At 68.0% G+C, this 16338-nt stretch carries 15 protein-coding genes and 5 pseudogenes; 11 read left to right on the forward strand and 9 right to left on the reverse strand.

Translation table 11 applies throughout. The annotated features are described in order from the left end of the window. Positions 1 to 47 precede the first annotated feature (47 nt). Positions 48 to 1336 (reverse strand): annotated as a pseudogene (gene aceA / locus ACZ3H8_RS34930) (isocitrate lyase). A 401-nt stretch (positions 1337 to 1737) separates the two neighbouring features. Between aceA and ACZ3H8_RS34935 the strand changes: the two are divergent. Both ACZ3H8_RS34935 and ACZ3H8_RS34940 read left to right on the forward strand, forming a co-directional pair. Next, positions 1738 to 3159, forward strand: coding sequence for a short-chain fatty acyl-CoA regulator family protein (locus ACZ3H8_RS34935; protein WP_467408640.1), 1422 nt, complete (start codon positions 1738 to 1740; stop codon positions 3157 to 3159). An 88-nt stretch (positions 3160 to 3247) separates the two neighbouring features. After that, positions 3248 to 3454, forward strand: a complete 207-nt coding sequence (locus ACZ3H8_RS34940) for a hypothetical protein (RefSeq protein WP_467408642.1) — start codon at positions 3248 to 3250, stop codon at positions 3452 to 3454. Here the strand turns inward: ACZ3H8_RS34940 and ACZ3H8_RS34945 are convergent. Continuing rightward, positions 3446 to 3880 carry a hypothetical protein gene (locus ACZ3H8_RS34945; protein ID WP_467408645.1) on the reverse strand — a complete coding sequence of 145 codons (435 nt, stop codon included), beginning with the start codon at positions 3878 to 3880 and terminating at the stop codon, positions 3446 to 3448. The genes ACZ3H8_RS34940 and ACZ3H8_RS34945 overlap by 9 nt on opposite strands. Positions 3881 to 3964: 84 nt before the next feature. On the opposite strand from ACZ3H8_RS34945, the gene ACZ3H8_RS34950 reads away from it, so the two are divergent. Beyond that, entirely contained in the window at positions 3965 to 4642 is a 678-nt protein-coding gene (locus ACZ3H8_RS34950; RefSeq protein WP_467408778.1) for a helix-turn-helix transcriptional regulator, read from the forward strand. Between the two features lie 187 nt (positions 4643 to 4829). Here ACZ3H8_RS34950 and ACZ3H8_RS34955 read toward each other — a convergent pair. The 5 genes and pseudogenes from ACZ3H8_RS34955 to ACZ3H8_RS34975 all read right to left on the reverse strand — a co-directional run. After that, positions 4830 to 5585, reverse strand: a pseudogene (locus ACZ3H8_RS34955) (transposase family protein). Positions 5586 to 5737: 152 nt separating this feature from the next. Further along, positions 5738 to 7090 carry a beta-ketoacyl synthase N-terminal-like domain-containing protein gene (locus ACZ3H8_RS34960; RefSeq protein ID WP_467408647.1) on the reverse strand — a complete coding sequence of 451 codons (1353 nt, stop codon included), beginning with the start codon at positions 7088 to 7090 and terminating at the stop codon, positions 5738 to 5740. A 474-nt stretch (positions 7091 to 7564) separates the two neighbouring features. Continuing rightward, positions 7565 to 7867, reverse strand: a complete 303-nt coding sequence (locus ACZ3H8_RS34965; protein ID WP_467408648.1) for a GNAT family N-acetyltransferase — start codon at positions 7865 to 7867, stop codon at positions 7565 to 7567. 68 nt (positions 7868 to 7935) lie between these two features. Beyond that, positions 7936 to 8112 (reverse strand): hypothetical protein, encoded by a 177-nt coding sequence (locus tag ACZ3H8_RS34970; RefSeq protein WP_467408649.1) that lies wholly within the window; start codon positions 8110 to 8112, stop codon positions 7936 to 7938. 165 nt (positions 8113 to 8277) lie between these two features. Then, positions 8278 to 8471: pseudogene (locus ACZ3H8_RS34975) on the reverse strand (IS256 family transposase); the annotation flags it as partial. A 404-nt stretch (positions 8472 to 8875) separates the two neighbouring features. Between ACZ3H8_RS34975 and ACZ3H8_RS34980 the strand changes: the two are divergent. The 6 genes and pseudogenes from ACZ3H8_RS34980 to ACZ3H8_RS35005 all read left to right on the forward strand — a co-directional run. Then, complete coding sequence (locus ACZ3H8_RS34980) at positions 8876 to 9064, forward strand: hypothetical protein (protein ID WP_467408652.1); 189 nt, start codon at positions 8876 to 8878, stop codon at positions 9062 to 9064. Positions 9065 to 9238: 174 nt separating this feature from the next. Then, the gene (locus tag ACZ3H8_RS34985) at positions 9239 to 9805 is read left to right on the forward strand and encodes a MauE/DoxX family redox-associated membrane protein (protein WP_467408653.1); all 567 of its coding nucleotides are present in this window, start codon (positions 9239 to 9241) and stop codon (positions 9803 to 9805) included. Next, positions 9802 to 10284 (forward strand): S26 family signal peptidase, encoded by a 483-nt coding sequence (locus ACZ3H8_RS34990; RefSeq protein ID WP_467408655.1) that lies wholly within the window; start codon positions 9802 to 9804, stop codon positions 10282 to 10284. Before ACZ3H8_RS34985 ends, ACZ3H8_RS34990 begins: the two co-directional genes overlap by 4 nt. A gap of 33 nt (positions 10285 to 10317) precedes the next feature. After that, a complete protein-coding gene (locus ACZ3H8_RS34995) occupies positions 10318 to 10863 on the forward strand; it encodes a TlpA family protein disulfide reductase (protein WP_467408657.1) in 546 nt (181 codons plus the stop codon). Further along, positions 10860 to 12740 (forward strand): ABC transporter ATP-binding protein, encoded by a 1881-nt coding sequence (locus tag ACZ3H8_RS35000; protein WP_467408659.1) that lies wholly within the window; start codon positions 10860 to 10862, stop codon positions 12738 to 12740. The genes ACZ3H8_RS34995 and ACZ3H8_RS35000 overlap by 4 nt, the downstream gene beginning before the upstream one ends. A gap of 45 nt (positions 12741 to 12785) precedes the next feature. Next, positions 12786 to 12914 (forward strand): annotated as a pseudogene (locus ACZ3H8_RS35005) (transposase); the annotation flags it as partial. A 2-nt stretch (positions 12915 to 12916) separates the two neighbouring features. Here the strand turns inward: ACZ3H8_RS35005 and ACZ3H8_RS35010 are convergent. Further along, a pseudogene (locus ACZ3H8_RS35010) lies at positions 12917 to 13003 on the reverse strand (IS5 family transposase); the annotation flags it as partial. A gap of 81 nt (positions 13004 to 13084) precedes the next feature. Next, on the reverse strand, positions 13085 to 14347 hold the full coding sequence (locus tag ACZ3H8_RS35015; RefSeq protein WP_467408662.1) for a right-handed parallel beta-helix repeat-containing protein: 1263 nt from the start codon (positions 14345 to 14347) through the stop codon (positions 13085 to 13087). A gap of 205 nt (positions 14348 to 14552) precedes the next feature. Here ACZ3H8_RS35015 and ACZ3H8_RS35020 point away from each other — a divergent pair, with 205 nt between their 5' ends. Together ACZ3H8_RS35020 and ACZ3H8_RS35025 are read left to right on the forward strand one after the other, a co-directional pair. Beyond that, complete coding sequence (locus tag ACZ3H8_RS35020) at positions 14553 to 15611, forward strand: RICIN domain-containing protein (RefSeq protein ID WP_467408664.1); 1059 nt, start codon at positions 14553 to 14555, stop codon at positions 15609 to 15611. A gap of 68 nt (positions 15612 to 15679) precedes the next feature. After that, positions 15680 to 16318: a class I SAM-dependent methyltransferase gene (locus ACZ3H8_RS35025; RefSeq protein WP_467408779.1), complete on the forward strand. Its 639-nt coding sequence runs from the start codon at positions 15680 to 15682 to the stop codon at positions 16316 to 16318. Positions 16319 to 16338: the final 20 nt, after the last annotated feature.

Here is a 16338-nt window from a genome sequence, read left to right on the forward strand (position 1 = left end):
GAGGGGCGAGCCGGGGCTGGGTCGCGGCTCGCCCTTCCCGGTGATGCTTAGTGGAACTGCTCTTCCTCGGTGGAGCCGGTCAGCGCAGTCGTCGAGGAAGCTGGGTTGACGGCGGTGGAGACCAGGTCGAAGTAGCCGGTGCCGACCTCGCGCTGGTGCTTGACCGCGGTGAAGCCGTGCTCCTGGGCGGCGAACTCGCGCTCCTGCAGGTCGACATAGGCGGTCATCCCGCGCGGGCCAGGTCGAACATGCCGTGGTTGAGCGAGTGGAAGCCGGCCAGGGTGATGAACTGGAAGCGGTAGCCCATCGCGCCCAGCTCCCGCTGGAACTTCGCGATCTGGTCGTCGTCCAGGGCGGCTTTCCAGTTGAAGGACGGCGAGCAGTTGTACGCCAGCATCTGGTCCGGGTACTGGGCATGGATCGCCTCGGCGAACTCGCGGGCCTGCACCAGGTCCGGCGTGCCGGTCTCCACCCAGATCAGATCGGCGTACGGGGCGTAGGCGAGGCCGCGGGCGATGACCGGGGCCATGCCGCTCTGCACCCGGTAAAAGCCCTCGGCGGTGCGCTCTCCGGTGACGAACTGAGCGTCCCGCTCGTCGACGTCGCTGGTGAGCAGGTTCGCGGCGAGGGCGTCCGTGCGGGCGACGATGACGGTGGGGACATCGGCGATGTCGGCAGCGAGGCGGGCCGCGTTGAGGGTGCGGATGTGCTGGGCGGTGGGGACGAGGACCTTGCCGCCGAGGTGGCCGCACTTCTTCTCGGAGGCGAGCTGGTCCTCGTAGTGGATGCCGGCCGCACCCGCGGCGATCATCGCCTTGGTCAGTTCAAAGGCGTTGAGCGGGCCGCCGAAGCCGGCCTCGGCGTCGGCGACGATCGGCGCCAGCCAGTCCGTGCCCTCGTCCGAACCGGTCGCGCCGCCCTCGGCGGTCGCGATCTGGTCGGCGCGCAGCAGCGCGTTGTTGATCCGACGGACCACCTGCGGCACCGAGTTGACCGGGTAGAGGCTCTGGTCGGGGTAGGTGTGGCCCGCCTGGTTGGCGTCGGCGGCGACCTGCCAGCCGGAGAGGTAGATGGCCTGCAGACCGGCCTTGACCTGCTGCACTGCCTGGCCGCCGGTGAGGGCACCCAGCGCGTGGATGTAGTCCTGCTCGTGCAGCTGCCGCCACAGCCGCTCGGCGCCACGCCGCGCCAGGGTGTGCTCCTCACGGACACTGCCCGACAGCCTCACGACCTCCTCCGCGCCGTAGGTGCGCTCTATGCCCTTCCACCGCGGGTCCGTCGCCCACCGCCGTGCCAGCTCTTCGGCCGTCGCCGTCGTCGTCCCTGTCTGCGCCATGACCGTCTCCCGGGTCGCGTGAAATCACACGGTTCTTGTGAAGTGTGCGTAAGGCATGTCACTGAGTGACGTGCTACTGATGCGGCCCGCCGCCGTCCGGGTGTGTGGAGCGGTGAGCAATGCGCCCGGATCGTCGGGCCAGAAACCCAGATGCACGACGTCAGGGCTTGAAATCGCGCTCGGAGTTCCGGCTCGGCTGTCCTGTCCGGCGGGCCGCACTAAGACTCTGGCAGTGGCACTCAGTGTCATCAACCTTGGCGGCTTGCCAACCTTTGGGAATCTTCTCCTGGCGTTTTGCCAATCTTGCGAAGGTTGGATTTCACTGTCGCGCGCCTAGACTCACGAGCCGTACTCGCGAGTAGATCGACCCTGATCAGGGGAAGGCCGGACGGGAGTGAAGGGTGAGCAAGACCTACGCGGGGGCGCGGCTGCGGCGGCTGCGTGAGGAGCGCAGGCTCAGCCAGGCGGAGCTGGCACGGGTGCTGGCCATCTCCCCGAGCTATCTGAACCAGATGGAGCACGACTCACGGCCGTTGACCGTGCCCGTGCTGCTGCGGCTGACCGAGGCGTTCGGCGTGGACCCCGGCTTCTTCTCCGAGCGCGACACCAGCCGGGTCCTGGCCGACCTGCGGGAAGCTCTCGCCGACGAGGTCGCGAGCGCCCGGATCTCCCCCTCCGACCTGTCCGAACTCGCCTCCCGACTGCCCGCCGTCGCCACGGTCCTGCTCGACCTGGGGCGACGCAACCAGGCATTGACCGAGCAGCTCGCAGAGGCTTCCGAAGGCCGTGTCGGCGCAGCCGGTGCGGCCGCGCCGCGCACCCCGCACGAGGAGATCCGCGAGTTCTTCTACCGGCGGCAGAACTATGTGCACGACGCGGACCTCGCCGCCGAGGACCTGGCCTCGGAGCTCGGCATCCGGCCCGGCGAGGTGCTGCGGGCCCTCGCCGCCCGGCTCACCGACCGGCACGGCCTGCGCCTGGTCACCGACGGCCCGGACGGCGACCGGCTGCACCGCTACGACTCGGCGACCCGGGTCCTGCATCTGTCAAGCAGGCTGCGCCCGGGCCAGCAGGCATTCCGGATGGCCACCCAGATTGCCCTGCTCGAGTACAGCGAGGAGCTGTCCCGACTGGCCTCGGAAGATTACGAGGAGGACTCCGCCACCTGGTCGCTGGCCCGGATCGGCGTCGCCAACTACTTCGCCGCCGCGCTGATCCTGCCGTACCGCGCCTTCCACAGAGCCGCGGAGGAGGTGCGCTACGACATCGAGCGGCTCACCGACCGCTTCGGCCTCGGCTACGAGACCGTATGCCACCGACTGAGCACCCTCCAGCGGCCGCGCATTCGCGGAGTCCCGTTCTCGTTCGTACGGGTGGACCGCGCGGGCAACATGTCCAAGCGTCAGTCCGCCACCGGCTTCCACTTCTCCCGGGCAGGCGGCACCTGCCCGCTGTGGAATGTCTACGAGGCGTTCGCCGCACCCGGCCGCATCCACGTCCAGATCGCCGCCATGCCAGACGGCCAGCGGTATCTGTGGACCGCGCGCACCGTCACCCGCCACCGCGGCGGATGGGGAGAACCTGGCAAGACCTTCGCCATCGGCCTCGGCTGCGAGATCCGGCACGCCTCCCGGCTCGTCTACTCCACCGGACTCAACCTGGACAACGCCTCCGCCGCCACCCCGATCGGCATGGGCTGCCGCGTCTGCGAACGCCTGGACTGCCCGCAGCGGGCCGTGCCCCCACTGGGACTGCCCCTCGCGGTCGACGAGAACAGCAGCACCTTCGTGCCGTACGCGGTCGAGGACCCCGAACCGCGGTAACGGGGCTGCTCAGGACTCAGTCTGTGTCGGGTACGACGAGGTCCGGCACCGGGCGGGGCCTGCCGTCGGCTTCGCTGCCCACTCCTTCGTGAAGCAGCTGGACGTCATCAGCCCGATGCTGGGCCTGTTCGCGATGGTCACCGCGCTGCCACTGTCCCCGATCGCCACCGAACTGCCGGAGATCATGAACGCGGTGATCTGGGTGCGGCAGGGCAAGACCGCGACCGGGGCGGGTGGTGCCGTGTGGCGCTCACCCGCCAAGTGCGTTCGGCGCGGCCGTGGGTCTTCACGGTGACTGCTGCTTGCGGTGGTAGCGCTCGGCGAGTCTGGCGAGCGCGACTGCGCCGAGGAGCAGTCCGAAGTCGCGCAGCGCAATGTCGTAGTGGCCCGGGATGGTCAGCAGGTTGACGATGATGCCGGCGAGCCATCCGGCCACCAGCCAGCCTCCGAAGCGCGGAGCCAGGGCGACGGCGATGCCTGCCACGATCTCGATCACACCCACTGCGTACATGGCGGCCTGGGCGCTGCCCGGAACGAGGCCGTTGATCCACGGCGCGAGGTAGGCCGGCCAGTCCACGAGCAGGTTGGTGAACTTGTCCAGGCCGAACAGGATCGGGGCCAGGGTGAATCCGGTGCGCAGGATCAGGAACGCCTGGTAGCCCGGGTCGGTGAGCGCAGCCCGCCGGGCGGTCCCGGCAGCGGTGTTGGTTGCGGACGACATGGCGCCCTCCTTCTATCGACAACTCTCATTAACGATAGAAGCACCGTGTTCTCTCTTTAGTCAATGGCTGTGGGTTTTACACTGGTGTTCGTGGACCACGCGAAGGAAGCACAAGACGCTGATGTCTCCGCCGTCGCCGCTCTGGACGAGCCGACGCGCAGGAGGCTGTACGACCATGTGGTGCGCCAGCCGGGCCCGGTCAGCCGGGACGAGGCGGCGGCGGCTCTCGGCCTGGCGCGGCAGACCGCGGCATTCCACCTGGACCGGCTGGCCGACGAATCGCTGCTCGACGTCGTCTACGAGCGGCGCAGCGGGCGCTCAGGGCCGGGTGCGGGCAGGCCGGCCAAGCTCTACCGGCGCTCGGCAAAGCAGGTGTACGTCAGTCTGCCGGAGCGGCGCTACGAGCTGGCCGGTCGGCTGCTCGCCCAGGCCGTGGAGGAATCCGAGGCGACCGGTGAGCCGGCGCGGACCGTGCTGCACCGCAGGGCCCAGGACCTGGGCAACGATCTGGGCAAGCAGGACTGCGCCGGTGTCCTCGACCTGCTGGAGCGGTACGGGTTCGAGCCTCGGCGCGAAGGCGACGCGATTGTTCTCGCCAACTGTCCCTTCCACACGCTGGCCCGTGAGCACACCGAGACGGTGTGCGGCATGAACCTCCACCTGCTCCGCGGTGTCCTTCAGGGGCTGGGCGACGGCGGGTATGGGGCATGCCTGGCGCCTGGTCCCGGCCGGTGCTGCGTCCGTCTGGAGCCGGCCGCCTGATCCGAAACCCGCGGGCCGGCTGTGGCTCGGCGGATGTCTTTGCGTCGGGACGATGCGAGGCCCGCACCGGATGCCGGCAGTCTGCCTGTCGTGGTCCAGGAGTCGGGCCATGCAGCGGGTGTCAGTGAGGCAGGTGCGCTGGCCAGCACTTGCCAGAGCGTGGCGCTCCACTGAGCCCTTTCCAACCTCACGCTGAGGCATGGTGAAGGACGAGGACGGCCTTCACGATGTCGGTGATCCGGTTGGTGCTACAGCGGAGTTTCCGCAGCAGCCGCTAGCCCTTGAGTGTGGCCATGGCCTGCTCGCCGACACATCGGATCTTGGCGTGGGTGCTGTTGTGTCGCCGCTTCCAGCGCTTGAGCCGACGGCCCCGGAAGGGCACGCGGACGGGACGGCCGGCACCCTGGTACGCCTTGTCCGCCCAACACTTCAGCCCTGCGGCGGCGAGCGCGTCGATGATCCCGTGCTCGCGTGCGGCGGTCAGATCGTGGGTGGAGCCGGGCAGGGCTGCGGAAGCCCACAGCAGCCGACCGAGGGGATCGGTGAGGACCTGGACGTTCATGCCGTGCCGCTTGTGCTTGCCGGAGTAGTACGGGGTGTCCGCGGCGATCCGGTCGATCGGCAGCAGGGTGCCGTCCAGGATCACGTATGCCGTGGTCCGGGCGGTCGTCATCGCCTCGGTGAGGGTCGGCGCGAGGGCGGCCAGGATCTCGACGGCCTCGCGCAGGTAGCGGTAGACGGTCGCGATACCGATGTCGAACCCGGCAGCGAGCTGGGCGTAGGTGTCACCGCACCGCAGGTGGGCCAGGACGAGCAGAGCTTGACGGCCAACGGGTAGGCGCCGCCACCGAGTGCCGATCTCCCGCCGCCGGGAGGCGAGTTGCCTGGTCAGACAGCGCAAGGTACGGCTGGACAGATCGATCGACGACGGGTAGACAAGCACGCGGAGCTCCTGATGGAGACGGTTGATCTTGGTCGACAACCCATGTACCAGGAGCTTCGTCGTTCCGTACAGCCCATGCCCGCCAACCGCTAGGCGCCGCGGTCAGGTTGGAAAGGGCTCACTGTGGAATGGCCGTGCACGGGTCGGGTTTCTCAGCGCTGCTGAGCGGCGTCCAGGCTTCCCAGCAGGACCGCGCTCTTCACACCGCCGATCTGGTAGGTGAAATTCAGCGCATGATGGAAGTCGAGAGAACGGGTGCGCACACCAGGGACCGGATCGAATACGAGACCGTCGGCCGGCTGCTCACAATTCGCCGTAGGACATACCTCGCCCCGTTCCATCATGAGGAGGGTCAGCGTGACTCCGAGGCATCCCGCCGGGGCTCCGTTGTGGCCGAAACAGCCTTCCTGGGACGTCATGAGCAGCCCGGCCGCGGCTGAGCCGTACAGGTGCCTGACCGCATTGACTTCAAAGGCGGTGACGACGGCGTCACCGTCGCTGCCGCCGTGAATGTAGGGCACCTGCTCGATGGACCATCGGTCCCTGAGGCATGCACGGACGGCGGCCACGAGCCCCATTCCACTCTCGTCGCTCGCCAGTGGGTTGGCGAGCCCGTCGCGGGTCGTGGCCTGTGCGAGAATCTGGCCGTACGCGTGAGCGCCACGCCGATGTGCGTGGTCCCGGCTTTCCAGGACCAATGTCACTGAACCCTCGCCGTAGTTCACGCAGTCCGCACGCCGGTCGTACGGCCGCATAAGGCGGTCGAACGACGGAAGAAGCGCGGGTTTGCCGGCGGACCGGATGGACGCGTTCGCTTGCTGAGCCACACGTAACAGGCGCTGTGCGTTCCGGACCAGACCGACGTTGAAAACGTCGACGCCGGTCACCACCGCAATGTCCACCACGCCATCGGCAATCATGTGGCGGGCATTTCCGAGCTGGACGGCGGACGACGCACAACCGCAGGACACCGTGTAGCAAGGACCGGTGGAGCGGGTCACCGCTCCCTGCACCAGGGCGACATCGGATGGAGAAACGGCCAGTTCGGTGCTGATGAAGAGATCTATCGCCTCCAGGGCGCTGATCGTTTCAGGGTCGGCCCGGAGGACCGCCTGGTAGCTGCCCACTTGGGCATCCACCCCGCCCCGCCCGGCCAGAATTGCCGCGGCTGTCAGGTCTCCCGCGCACGGGTTCAACTCGGCATCCACGCACGCCTCTGCCAGTGAGACCAGGCCGAACCGATGGGCGGCGGTGAAGTGAGCGGAGAAAACCCCCGGGAATTCGGGCAGCCGTTCCTCGAACATGGCGTCGGAAAGGTGCACCGGGCCGTGATAGACGCCGTCACGTAAGAGACATGAACGTCCGTGCGAGGTGATGTCCCAGACTTCCTCCGCGGTAAAAACGGGCCGGCCCTCACCCGGCAGGCAGAACCCCATGCCGGTAACCACGACATCCCGCGCACTCGCTCCCGCACTTGCTCGAGTTGCCATAGCTCGACCGCTCATGTCACACCTCCGCACGCTGGACGGCATGGCGAAGTACCACACCACTGCCAGGGACTGGGCCGGGTCAGGACCCGGAATGCCGGACGCACCGGTGAGCGGCCCGGCTCGCAGCCGGGACCCGCTCGAACACAACTGGCGTCTTTTCACGGCGAGATGGAGGCCCGGTGTACCTGCCGACCGCCGACAGTCTGAACAAAACCGACTACGGTTTCGCTCTGTAAGGACTGTCCTTACCTCAGGGCCTGACGGGCAGTTACCGATCAGTCGGTGCCACGGCGCTCGAAGCACTGATAACGGCATAACGTGCGCCCGAACTCCACCGGCGTATTCTGCTTCCCGAAGGCCCGGGTTCGATTGCCGAGAAAATCGGAGTCTCTCCGCCGTTTGTCCCGAACGCAAGTGCCGGGCACACTCGCTCGGGCGCGGGGGAGGGTACCCGGACGCTCCCGGCCGTGGGTGGTGAACCTGCTGACGTTATCCGGCGGATTTCAGGGACTTGTACAATACCGCGCAGGGGAGGCCGAGTTGGCGGTCTTCGCGGTGACCGATCACCAGGTAGCCGAGCGCGGTCCAGAAAGCGAGGGCCCTCGGGTTGTTCTCGAGTACGGCGAGCTTGACGCCGGTACGGCCCGCGGCCCGGAACCGTTCCTCGACGAGTCGCGCCAACTGGCGTCCGTATCCGGAGCGTTGCTCGCGGTGGCGGTACAGCTCGGTGATCTCGTTGAGCACCGCCCCGGGCAGCGCGCCGTCCACGGGCACCAGAGATTCGATGATCATATGGCGCACCCTATGCGCAGCTCTATCCGAGGGACCTCTGAAGCCATACCGGCGGCCTGGTGTCGGCGTCAGTCGGCTGTGAGGGCGAATGCCGGTAGAGCGGTGGAGATGTAGTCGACCGCCGGCTCGACCGTCTGCCAGGCTCCGACTTGGTCGAGATAGCGCGAGCCATGGCCGTCGAAGTCGGCCCAGGACTGTTCGGGCTCGGCCTTGCAGGGCCGCATATTCTTGAAGGAGTTACGCACCTTGGAGGATCCTCGGCAACTGGGGGAAGCGACGACATCACCAGAGCCTGCACCAGGTCGAGGTTGAACCGCAGGAGACTCAAGGCTGATCGCGCCTGATGGCGTGACGTCGCTCAAACTCTGTTGTCACGCACTCACTGTTTGCTGGCACAGGACAGAAGCGGCTCAGGCCGCGAGGGTTTTGGGGCGTTCGACGAGGCGGCCGCGTTCGACGCGGGCTCCGGCGCGGACGAGGGCGACGAGTTGGGGTGCGTTCACGGCCCGCCAGCGGGCCTGGGCGGACTCGACCAGCTTGAAGACCATGGCCAGTCCGGCCGCACGGCTTCCGGACCCTTGGTGACTTTGGTCCGCAAACGGACACCGTCGGGACGGCCGGCCGACATGTCCGCGGCGGCCAGGGATATCTCCGGCCGCGAGCCGGTCCCCGACCTACAAGCCCGGTCCGGGTGTGCTGGTTCCCGTTTACCGCGCAGACCCGGAGCAGGGCTGGCCACGACCCCCTTTTTGAGCTGCCATGCCCGTCGGGCACGTGCCGAGCCCACCCTGTCCGGAGCGCGTCCGTGTCTCGAACACGCTCCGGACAGGCCTCTGACCATGCCGGACAGTCGCCCGCTGTCCGGGACACCGGGCTGGTGTGGACGGTCGCCGGACGCCGGTGCCAACGTCGTTCCCGCAAAGGCATGCCGGGGGCAGCGGCCCTCGGATGTCCGGCCGATCCGGCCAGTCCGTTCCAGAAACGTTCTATGAAAGAAGGAAACAAGTCATGCGTATGGGACTTCAGTCGGTCTCCGACCGACTTCTGAACATGGTGGCGCCGAAGGCGGTCGCCTCGGCCATCTCCTGCTGGCAGCGCGACGGCTGCTTCAAGAACTACTGCGGCCGGGGTCGCAACGGGCTGTACGAGGTCGACCCGTGCAACGACCGGCAGCGGATCACTTGCGGTGGCTGCTGACCGCGTGACGGAGTCGTGAACTTGTCCGTATCCGCGGCGGTCGACTCTGCGGCCGGTACGGACGTATCGCGCAACCGCCGGTCCCCGGCCCGGCCGCTCCATGCGGCCGGGCCGGCGACCGCTTCCGGGGCGGTGGCGACGGACGCCCCCCGGTCCAGAAGGATGTGAGAACCGGTGGAGTACTTAATCGACAGCGGCCGGGTATTCCTCGGCCTGGTCTTCCTCTGCTCGGTCGTCGGCAAGGTGCGGGGTGCCGCCGCGTTCCGGGCCTTCCGCGATGCGGTGGGTGAACTCGCGCCCCCACTGCGACGCGCGTCTGGGCCCGTCACCGTAGTGGTGACCGCCGCCGAAGCGACGGTGGTCGTGACGCTCGCTGTTCCGGCAACCGTGGTGACGGGCTTCGCCCTGGCAGCGGCGCTGCTGGTGGCGTTCACCGCGGGACTTCTCGGCGTTCTGCGGCTCGGGAAGAGAACGTCCTGCCACTGCTTCGGCAGCCACAGCGATCCGGTCGCGCCACGGCACGTTGTACGCAACGCACTGCTCATCACCGTGGCCCTCGCCGGGCTGAGCGCGCGGCTGGCCGTATCGGACGTCGGCACGGCGGCGGACGCGCGGCTGATGCTGGCGGCCGGTGTGGCGGCACTGCTCGCGCTGATCACCGTGGCCCTGGACGATCTGGTGGGCCTGTTCGCACCGGCCGGGCGCCAGGGTGCCCCGATGACCGCCAAGGTGCCCCGATGACCGTGACAGGCGCGCTGCTGCTCGGCGCCTTGCCGACCATGCTGGGCGCCCTGGTTCTGGTCCGTCGCCGGTATCTCGTGGTGACGGTCGAGGGCATCAGCATGATGCCCACCCTTGCCGACGGCGACCGTGTGCTTGTCCGCCGCACCCGGCCGAACCGGATAGGCGTCGGCCGACTGGTGGTGACCGAGCCGCCGACCGGCGGGCGCTGGGACGCCATGCGGCTGCCCGAATGGCTGATCAAGCGTGTCGCGGCGGTGCCGGGGGACCTGCTGCCCCGGGAGACCGTACCCGCACTGCGGGATCTGCTCGAGGAGCGGGTACCGGACGGCCAGGTGGTCCTGCTGGGCGACAACCCGGCGGAGAGCCTGGACTCCCGCTTCTGCGGCTACTTCCGGTACGAGGGGATCGCCGGTGTCGTCGTCCGCCCGCTCCCGCGTGCCACGCCCCCGTCCCGGCCCGCCCCGGGCGCTCCGTAACCGATTCACCTACTCCGGAAGGAACACGCGGCCATGGCGTATCTAACCGTGGGCGTCCTGCTTGTGGGACTGCTCGGCGTCCTCAATCTCTTGCTGATGTTCGGTGTTGTCCGCCGACTGCGCGAGCAGTCGGCCGGCTCGGCGGTCAACCTGCCCGACGCGCCGTCGATACTCGCCCCCGGCAGCACCGTCGGTTCGTTCTCCGTACCCGACGCCGCGGGCGTGCGGCTGACCCGGGACAGCCTGGCCGAGGGGCTTATGGTCACCTTCATGTCGCCGGGCTGCCCGGCCTGCGAGGATCTGCTGCCGCTGGTTGTCGAGCGGGCCCGCGAGCATGGTCCCGACCGGGTGGTGGCAGCCGTCGTCCGGGACACGGACGACGAGAGGGCCCTGCGCGAATTCGTGGACAGGCTGTCGGAGGTCGCCCGCGTCGCCGTCACCGAATTCGGTGACGGACTGACGGAGGCGTTCGAGCTGACGGGCCTGCCCGCCTACGTCGAGATGGGCGCCGACGGCCGGGTCGTGAGCAGCGGACGTACCCTGCCCCGTAACACTGCTCCGGCCGGGGCCGGGGCGTGACGCGGCCGCAGGGGAGGCTCGCCCCGCGGGACGCGCTCGCCTGCGGTCGCGCGGCCGTCGCGCTCGCCTGGCGGGCGGCGCCGGGGAGCACGCTCGCCCTGGTCATGATCACAGCTGCAGGGGCAGGTGTGCCGGTGACCGCGGCGTGGCTCATGAAGCTCGTCCTGGACCGGCTCGTCGGGGCGAGCGGCGGCGCACTGCTGGGACTGGCCCTCGGGCTGGCCGGCCTCGGCCTCGTGGCGGCCCTCGTGCCACCGCTCACCACGTACACGGGCAACCAGTTGGGGCGGGCGGCCAGCCTGCGGGCGGTGAGCAGGCTCTACTCCGTGGTCAACTCCTTCAGCGGGTTGGCCCGGCTGGAGAATCCGGCCTTCCAGGACCAGCTGCGGATGGCCCAGTCCGCCGGCAGCCAGGCCATCGGCGGCATCATGCAGAGTGGCCTGCGGATCGCGGGTGGCGCGCTCGCAGCCGTCGGCTTCATCGCCGCCCTTTTCGCGGTGAGCCCGGCAATGACCGTCCTCGTGGTCGCGTTCACTGTCCCCGTTCTCATGGCCGAGCTGAGGCTCTCGCGTCGCCGGGCGCTGAGCGACTGGCGCATCGCCTCGTCCCAACGGCGTGAGATCTTTTACCAGCTTCTGCTGTCGAACCTGGACGCGGCAAAGGAGATCCGGCTGTTCGCCGCCGGTGATTTCCTCCGGCACAGGATGCTCGTCGAACGGCGCGCCGCGGACTCCGAACGGCGCGTGGTGGACAGACGCGATCTGCTGACCCAGGGCGGTTTCGCGGTGCTCGGCGCGGTCGTCAGCGGCATCGGCCTGATCTGGGCGGCGCGCGCGGCACAACGCGGACAGCTGACGGTCGGAGACGTGTCGATGTTCGTCGCGGGTATCGTCGGCGTCCAGAGCGCGCTGTCCGGTCTGGTCCGTTCTCTCGCCGACATCCACCACTTGTTGCTGATGATGCGGCATTACCTGACACTCGTGCACCCCGCTCCTCAACGGGAGCAGGTGGCCGACCGCGTGCCACACGCCGCTCCGTCCACACTGGCCCCACTGCCCGCGCTGTCCGACCTGCCCGCCCTGAGCCAGGGAATCGAGTTCCGGGATGTGTGGTTCCGGTACGACGTTGACCACGCCTGGGTACTGAGGGGGGTGAATTTGTTCATCCCGCAGGGGGAGGCCGTCGCGCTGGTCGGCAGCAACGGCGCAGGCAAAAGCACCTTGGTGAAACTCCTGTGCCGGTTCTACGACCCGACCCGCGGCTCGGTGCTGTGGGACGGCGTCGACATCCGGCGAATTCCCCCCGAGGCGCTGCGCCGCCGCCTGGGGGCGGTGTTCCAGGACTACATGCACTATGACCTCACCGCTGCGGAGAACATCGCCATCGGCGATGTCCGGGTGATCGGCGACCGGCCGGTCCTGGAGGCGGCTGCCCATGAGGCGGGGATCGGCGACGTGCTGTCGGAGTTGCCGAACGGCTACGACACCATGCTGAGCAGAATCTTCTCCAGCGAGAGCGGAGACGACTCGGAGACGGGTGCGCTGCTCTCGGGCGGTCAGTGGCAACGTCTCGCCCTGGCCAGGGCGTTCCTGCGTCCGGAGCCCGATCTGCTGATCCTGGACGAGCCCAGTTCTGGCCTGGACGCGGAGGCCGAACACGACATCCACCTGCGGCTCACGTCGTACCGCGCCGGGCGGACCAGCCTGCTCGTCTCCCACCGGCTCGGCGCCGTCCGCGACGCCGACCGGATCGTCGTGCTGGCAAGCGGCAGGATCACCGAAGAAGGCACCCACGCCGAACTCCTGAACAAGAACGGCACCTATGCCCGGTTGTTCACCCTGCAGGCCAGTGGTTATCAGCCAAGCAGGCTCGCTTAGGCAGTGTCTCTCCATCATCCGATTCGTCGTGCCGGTTATGGCTGGTTGGGGGATCTGACTGATGGTGAGTGGGAGCGTCTGGCGCCGTTTCCGCCGGTGAGTAACGGCCGTTGTGGTCGTTGGCGTGATCACCGGCAGGTGATCAACGGGATCCTGCACCGGGTCCGGACCGGGGGCAGGCGGGCGGCATGCTCGACCAGGTGTCGGCGGTAGCCACCGTCTACCCACGCCTTGCGGATCGTGGGATGGGGCGTAGCGACCCGGAGTTCTCCTTACGTCCTTACGAATGAGGGGTAGGACCACAAGGTTCCTTCAGATCTTCGGCTGGGCACACAACGGGTTCCTCAGCCGTTGTGCTGGTATGCGCCCGCGTCGGGTTTGGTGGCAGGGACGGGTTGGCCGGCCAGATCGGTGGTGTAGCCAGTCGGCACGCCCCGTTCCACGGCTGGGCTGCCTGCCAGCAAACGCAGGTCCGTCGAGCTGCGGTACAGCGGGTCGGCCTCGATGGAGCCGGGGCCGAGCTCGAACTGCGTTTGCTGCCCCCAGTACACGCTGTTGTCCTCGTCCGCTCCGTCACCGTCCTCGTAGCCCGTCTTGCCACCGACCGAGAAGGCGTTGTTGCGCAATTTGAGGATGTCGGCTGCGCAGCCGGCGTAGCAGACCCAGCCTTGGGTGTCCTCGCCGGGAAGGCTGACCGAGTTGTTGACGGCGACCGTGCCTCGGACCGGGCCGAGGCTGTTCTGGGCGCCGCGGGTGACCAGGAAGGCTGCTGTGTCGTGGACGGAGGTGACGAGGTTGTAGGCGTAGACGTTCCCGTCGGCGGTCTCACCGGGTGCGTGACCGAGTTCGGTGAATGTCTCATTGTCGCGGGTCAGGTTGTACTCGACGCGGTTGCGGTCGCCGTTGAAGACTTCGACCGCCGCACCGTCGTGACCGTAGTCATAGCTGCTGGCATAGCTGCCGGTAATGGTGTTGCCGGTGATGAGATTGTCGTCGCCGTTGAGCAGGACGCCGAAGGCGCCGGAGTCGTCGTATCCGCCCGGTGTGTTGACGCTCATTTTGTTGTTGTCGGTCAGGGTGCTGCCGCGCAGGGTGTTCGATGATGCTTCCTCGGTGATGGATACGCCCGTAACGTTGTGGTCGGCGCGCACTGAGGTGAGCGTGTTGTGGTCGCCGCGGATTTCGATGCCGGCCCAGTTGCATCCGCTGGCCCACAGGCCGGTGATGTTCCAGTAGGACCCGTCGACGGTGATGCACTCGGTGACCTTTCCGCCGATTCTGGGCAGGGCGCCGCTGCCGTATGCGCTCACCGTGATCGGGCTGGAGGCTGTCCCGAGGCTGGACAGGTGCAGTGAGCCGGTCCAGGCCTGGCCGCGTTTGAATCTGATGGTGTCGCCGGGGTCGAATGCGGCAGAGTTGACCTTGCGTAAAGTCTTCCACGCTGCGGCGCTACTGGTCCCGCTGTTGCCGTCGCTACCGCCGAGGGAGTCCACGTAGTACGTGGTGGCAGTCGCTGCGTCGGCGGGCGTGCTGACCAGTAACGGGCCTACGCCGATCAGGGCGGCCGCACCGCAAGCAGCCGCCGAGAATATTCGTTTGGACCACACGTCAAGTCTCCAGTGAAAGTCTCGAAGTTCGGCATTGCGCCGCGCCGAGACCGGCCGGATATGACCGGTGCGCGACCCGGAACACTCTTGAGCCCCAGCTGCGACATCTGCAACGTTTTCCCTGTTCGAAGCATGTTCGGGACAGTCACCTGTCGAAGACCTGCCGCAGTTGCGGTCAGGGCCGGGGGGAAGGCGGGATCAAGCCATGGCGCATAAGGGCGGCGCTCCGGATCCGGGGCAGGCGGCGACACCGGCGGAATTCGTCGCCGCGATGCGCGGGCTGAAGGAGTGGTCGGGGTTGACCTACCGGCAACTGTCTGCGCGGGCGGAACAGGCGGGAGACTTCCTCCCGCACAGCACCCTGGCCAGCGTCTTGGCCCGCAATACACTGCCTCGGGAGGACGTGGTGGCCGGCTTGGTGCGCGCCTGCGGTGGCGACGACGAAGCGGTCGCAGACTGGCTGTTGGCCCGCCACGGCATCGCCACCGGATCCCGCAACGTGTCCGAGCCGGGGGCCGAACCACCGGCAGAGGCGGCATCCGGTGGCGAGTCAACCGATGACCGGGCAACTCTTTCGGGCGTGGACCGGCTCTTGGGACCGCTCGGGAAACTGCTCGTCCCTGCTGCGGTACGGATCCGTGTGGGTGGCATAGCGGTCGTTGTCGTATTGGCCGGTGCGGTCGCCGGTGCCGTCGCTGTGGTGGGCGACGGCGGACCTCAAGACCACAGCCCGACGGGGGCCGCTCCGAGCGGCCGGACTCCAGAGCGGAGTGCGCCACCTTCCGGCATGTCGGCGCGCCGTCCGCCAGAGGGCAGGGTACTCATCCGAGCGGCCCACACGGGAATGTGTCTAACCGAGGGGCGAGAGCGCAACGGCAATACGGACCGCCCCCTGGCGGTCCAGCGAGACTGCTCCCTCGTGGCGAAGGTCCCGCCGACCACCCGTCTGGAGCGGGTCACCGATGGGGTGTATCGAGTGCAGTGGTACCACCCCACCCAAGGAGTCGGTTGTCTGACAGTGGACAAGGGTGGCCGCGAAGACGGCCGCCTACTGCAGCCACTGACGTGTGTGGATGACCAGTCCCAACAGCATTTCTTCTTCGAGCCCGTCGACGCACCCAAGGCGGGCGGTTACAGAATTCGCCCCATGCACAGCGGTAAGTGCTTGGGCTTCCTCGACCCGATGCGAGAGGAAGGAGCAGAGGTGATGCAAACGTCCTGTGTGGGGTCCGCCGAACAGGAATTCCTCATCGGCGCCCAGTAGCAAGGGCTAGGGCCTGTCCGATGGGTCAGTCGCTGGACCCGATCGCGCAAGCTCTCGTGTCGTCCCCTGTGACCGAACTTCCCTCGTACCTCTGTGCGACAGCGGATGCCTACGACGCCGTCGCCGTTCGCTACGCCGATATCGCCCGCCATGGGATCGACACTCTTCCGCTGGACCGCGCGGTTCTCGCTGCGTTCGCCGAGCTCGCGCGAGCCACTGATGCCGGGCCCGTCGCCGAGCTGGGATGTGGCCCTGGACACGTGACTGCGCACCTGCGGGACCTGGAACTGGACGTTTTCGGCGTTGACCTGTCGCCGGTGATGATCGACCTTGCCCGTGACGCATACCCTGACTTGCGGTTCGAGGTCGGGTCGATGGATGCCCTGGACCTGGCCGACGGCAAGCTGGGCGGCATCGTGTCCTGGTACTCGGTTATCCATACTCCGCCGCAGGAAATACCGTCGTACTTTGCCGAGTTCCGCCGGGCTCTGACCGTGGACTGCACACTCCTGCTTGCCTTCTTCGAGTCTGAGGGCGGTCCGGTGGCGGCGTTCGACCACAAAGTGGCGACGCCATACCGATGGCCGATTGACGACCTCGCCGGGCTGGCCCGGGAGGCCGGGTTCGTCGAAGTCGGCCGGATGCTGCGCGAGCCCTGCGAGGAGGAGCGGTATCGCCGGGGCCATCTGCTGATGCGCGCGCAGTAGATTCGGTAGCAGCGCCTCAG

The organism is Streptomyces sp. NPDC002868, assembly GCF_055563295.1.

Excerpts from the sequence above, each read along its gene's own strand:
- ACZ3H8_RS34945 (WP_467408645.1), bottom strand. The coding sequence starts at position 3,880 with ATGTCGTCCGCAACCAACACCGCTGCCGGGACCGCCCGGCGGGCTGCG.
- ACZ3H8_RS34960 (WP_467408647.1), bottom strand. The coding sequence starts at position 7,090 with ATGAGCGGTCGAGCTATGGCAACTCGAGCAAGTGCGGGAGCGAGTGCG.
- ACZ3H8_RS34965 (WP_467408648.1), bottom strand. The coding sequence starts at position 7,867 with ATGATCATCGAATCTCTGGTGCCCGTGGACGGCGCGCTGCCCGGGGCG.
- ACZ3H8_RS34980 (WP_467408652.1), top strand. The coding sequence starts at position 8,876 with ATGCGTATGGGACTTCAGTCGGTCTCCGACCGACTTCTGAACATGGTG.
- ACZ3H8_RS34990 (WP_467408655.1), top strand. The coding sequence starts at position 9,802 with ATGACCGTGACAGGCGCGCTGCTGCTCGGCGCCTTGCCGACCATGCTG.
- ACZ3H8_RS34995 (WP_467408657.1), top strand. The coding sequence starts at position 10,318 with ATGGCGTATCTAACCGTGGGCGTCCTGCTTGTGGGACTGCTCGGCGTC.
- ACZ3H8_RS35020 (WP_467408664.1), top strand. The coding sequence starts at position 14,553 with ATGGCGCATAAGGGCGGCGCTCCGGATCCGGGGCAGGCGGCGACACCG.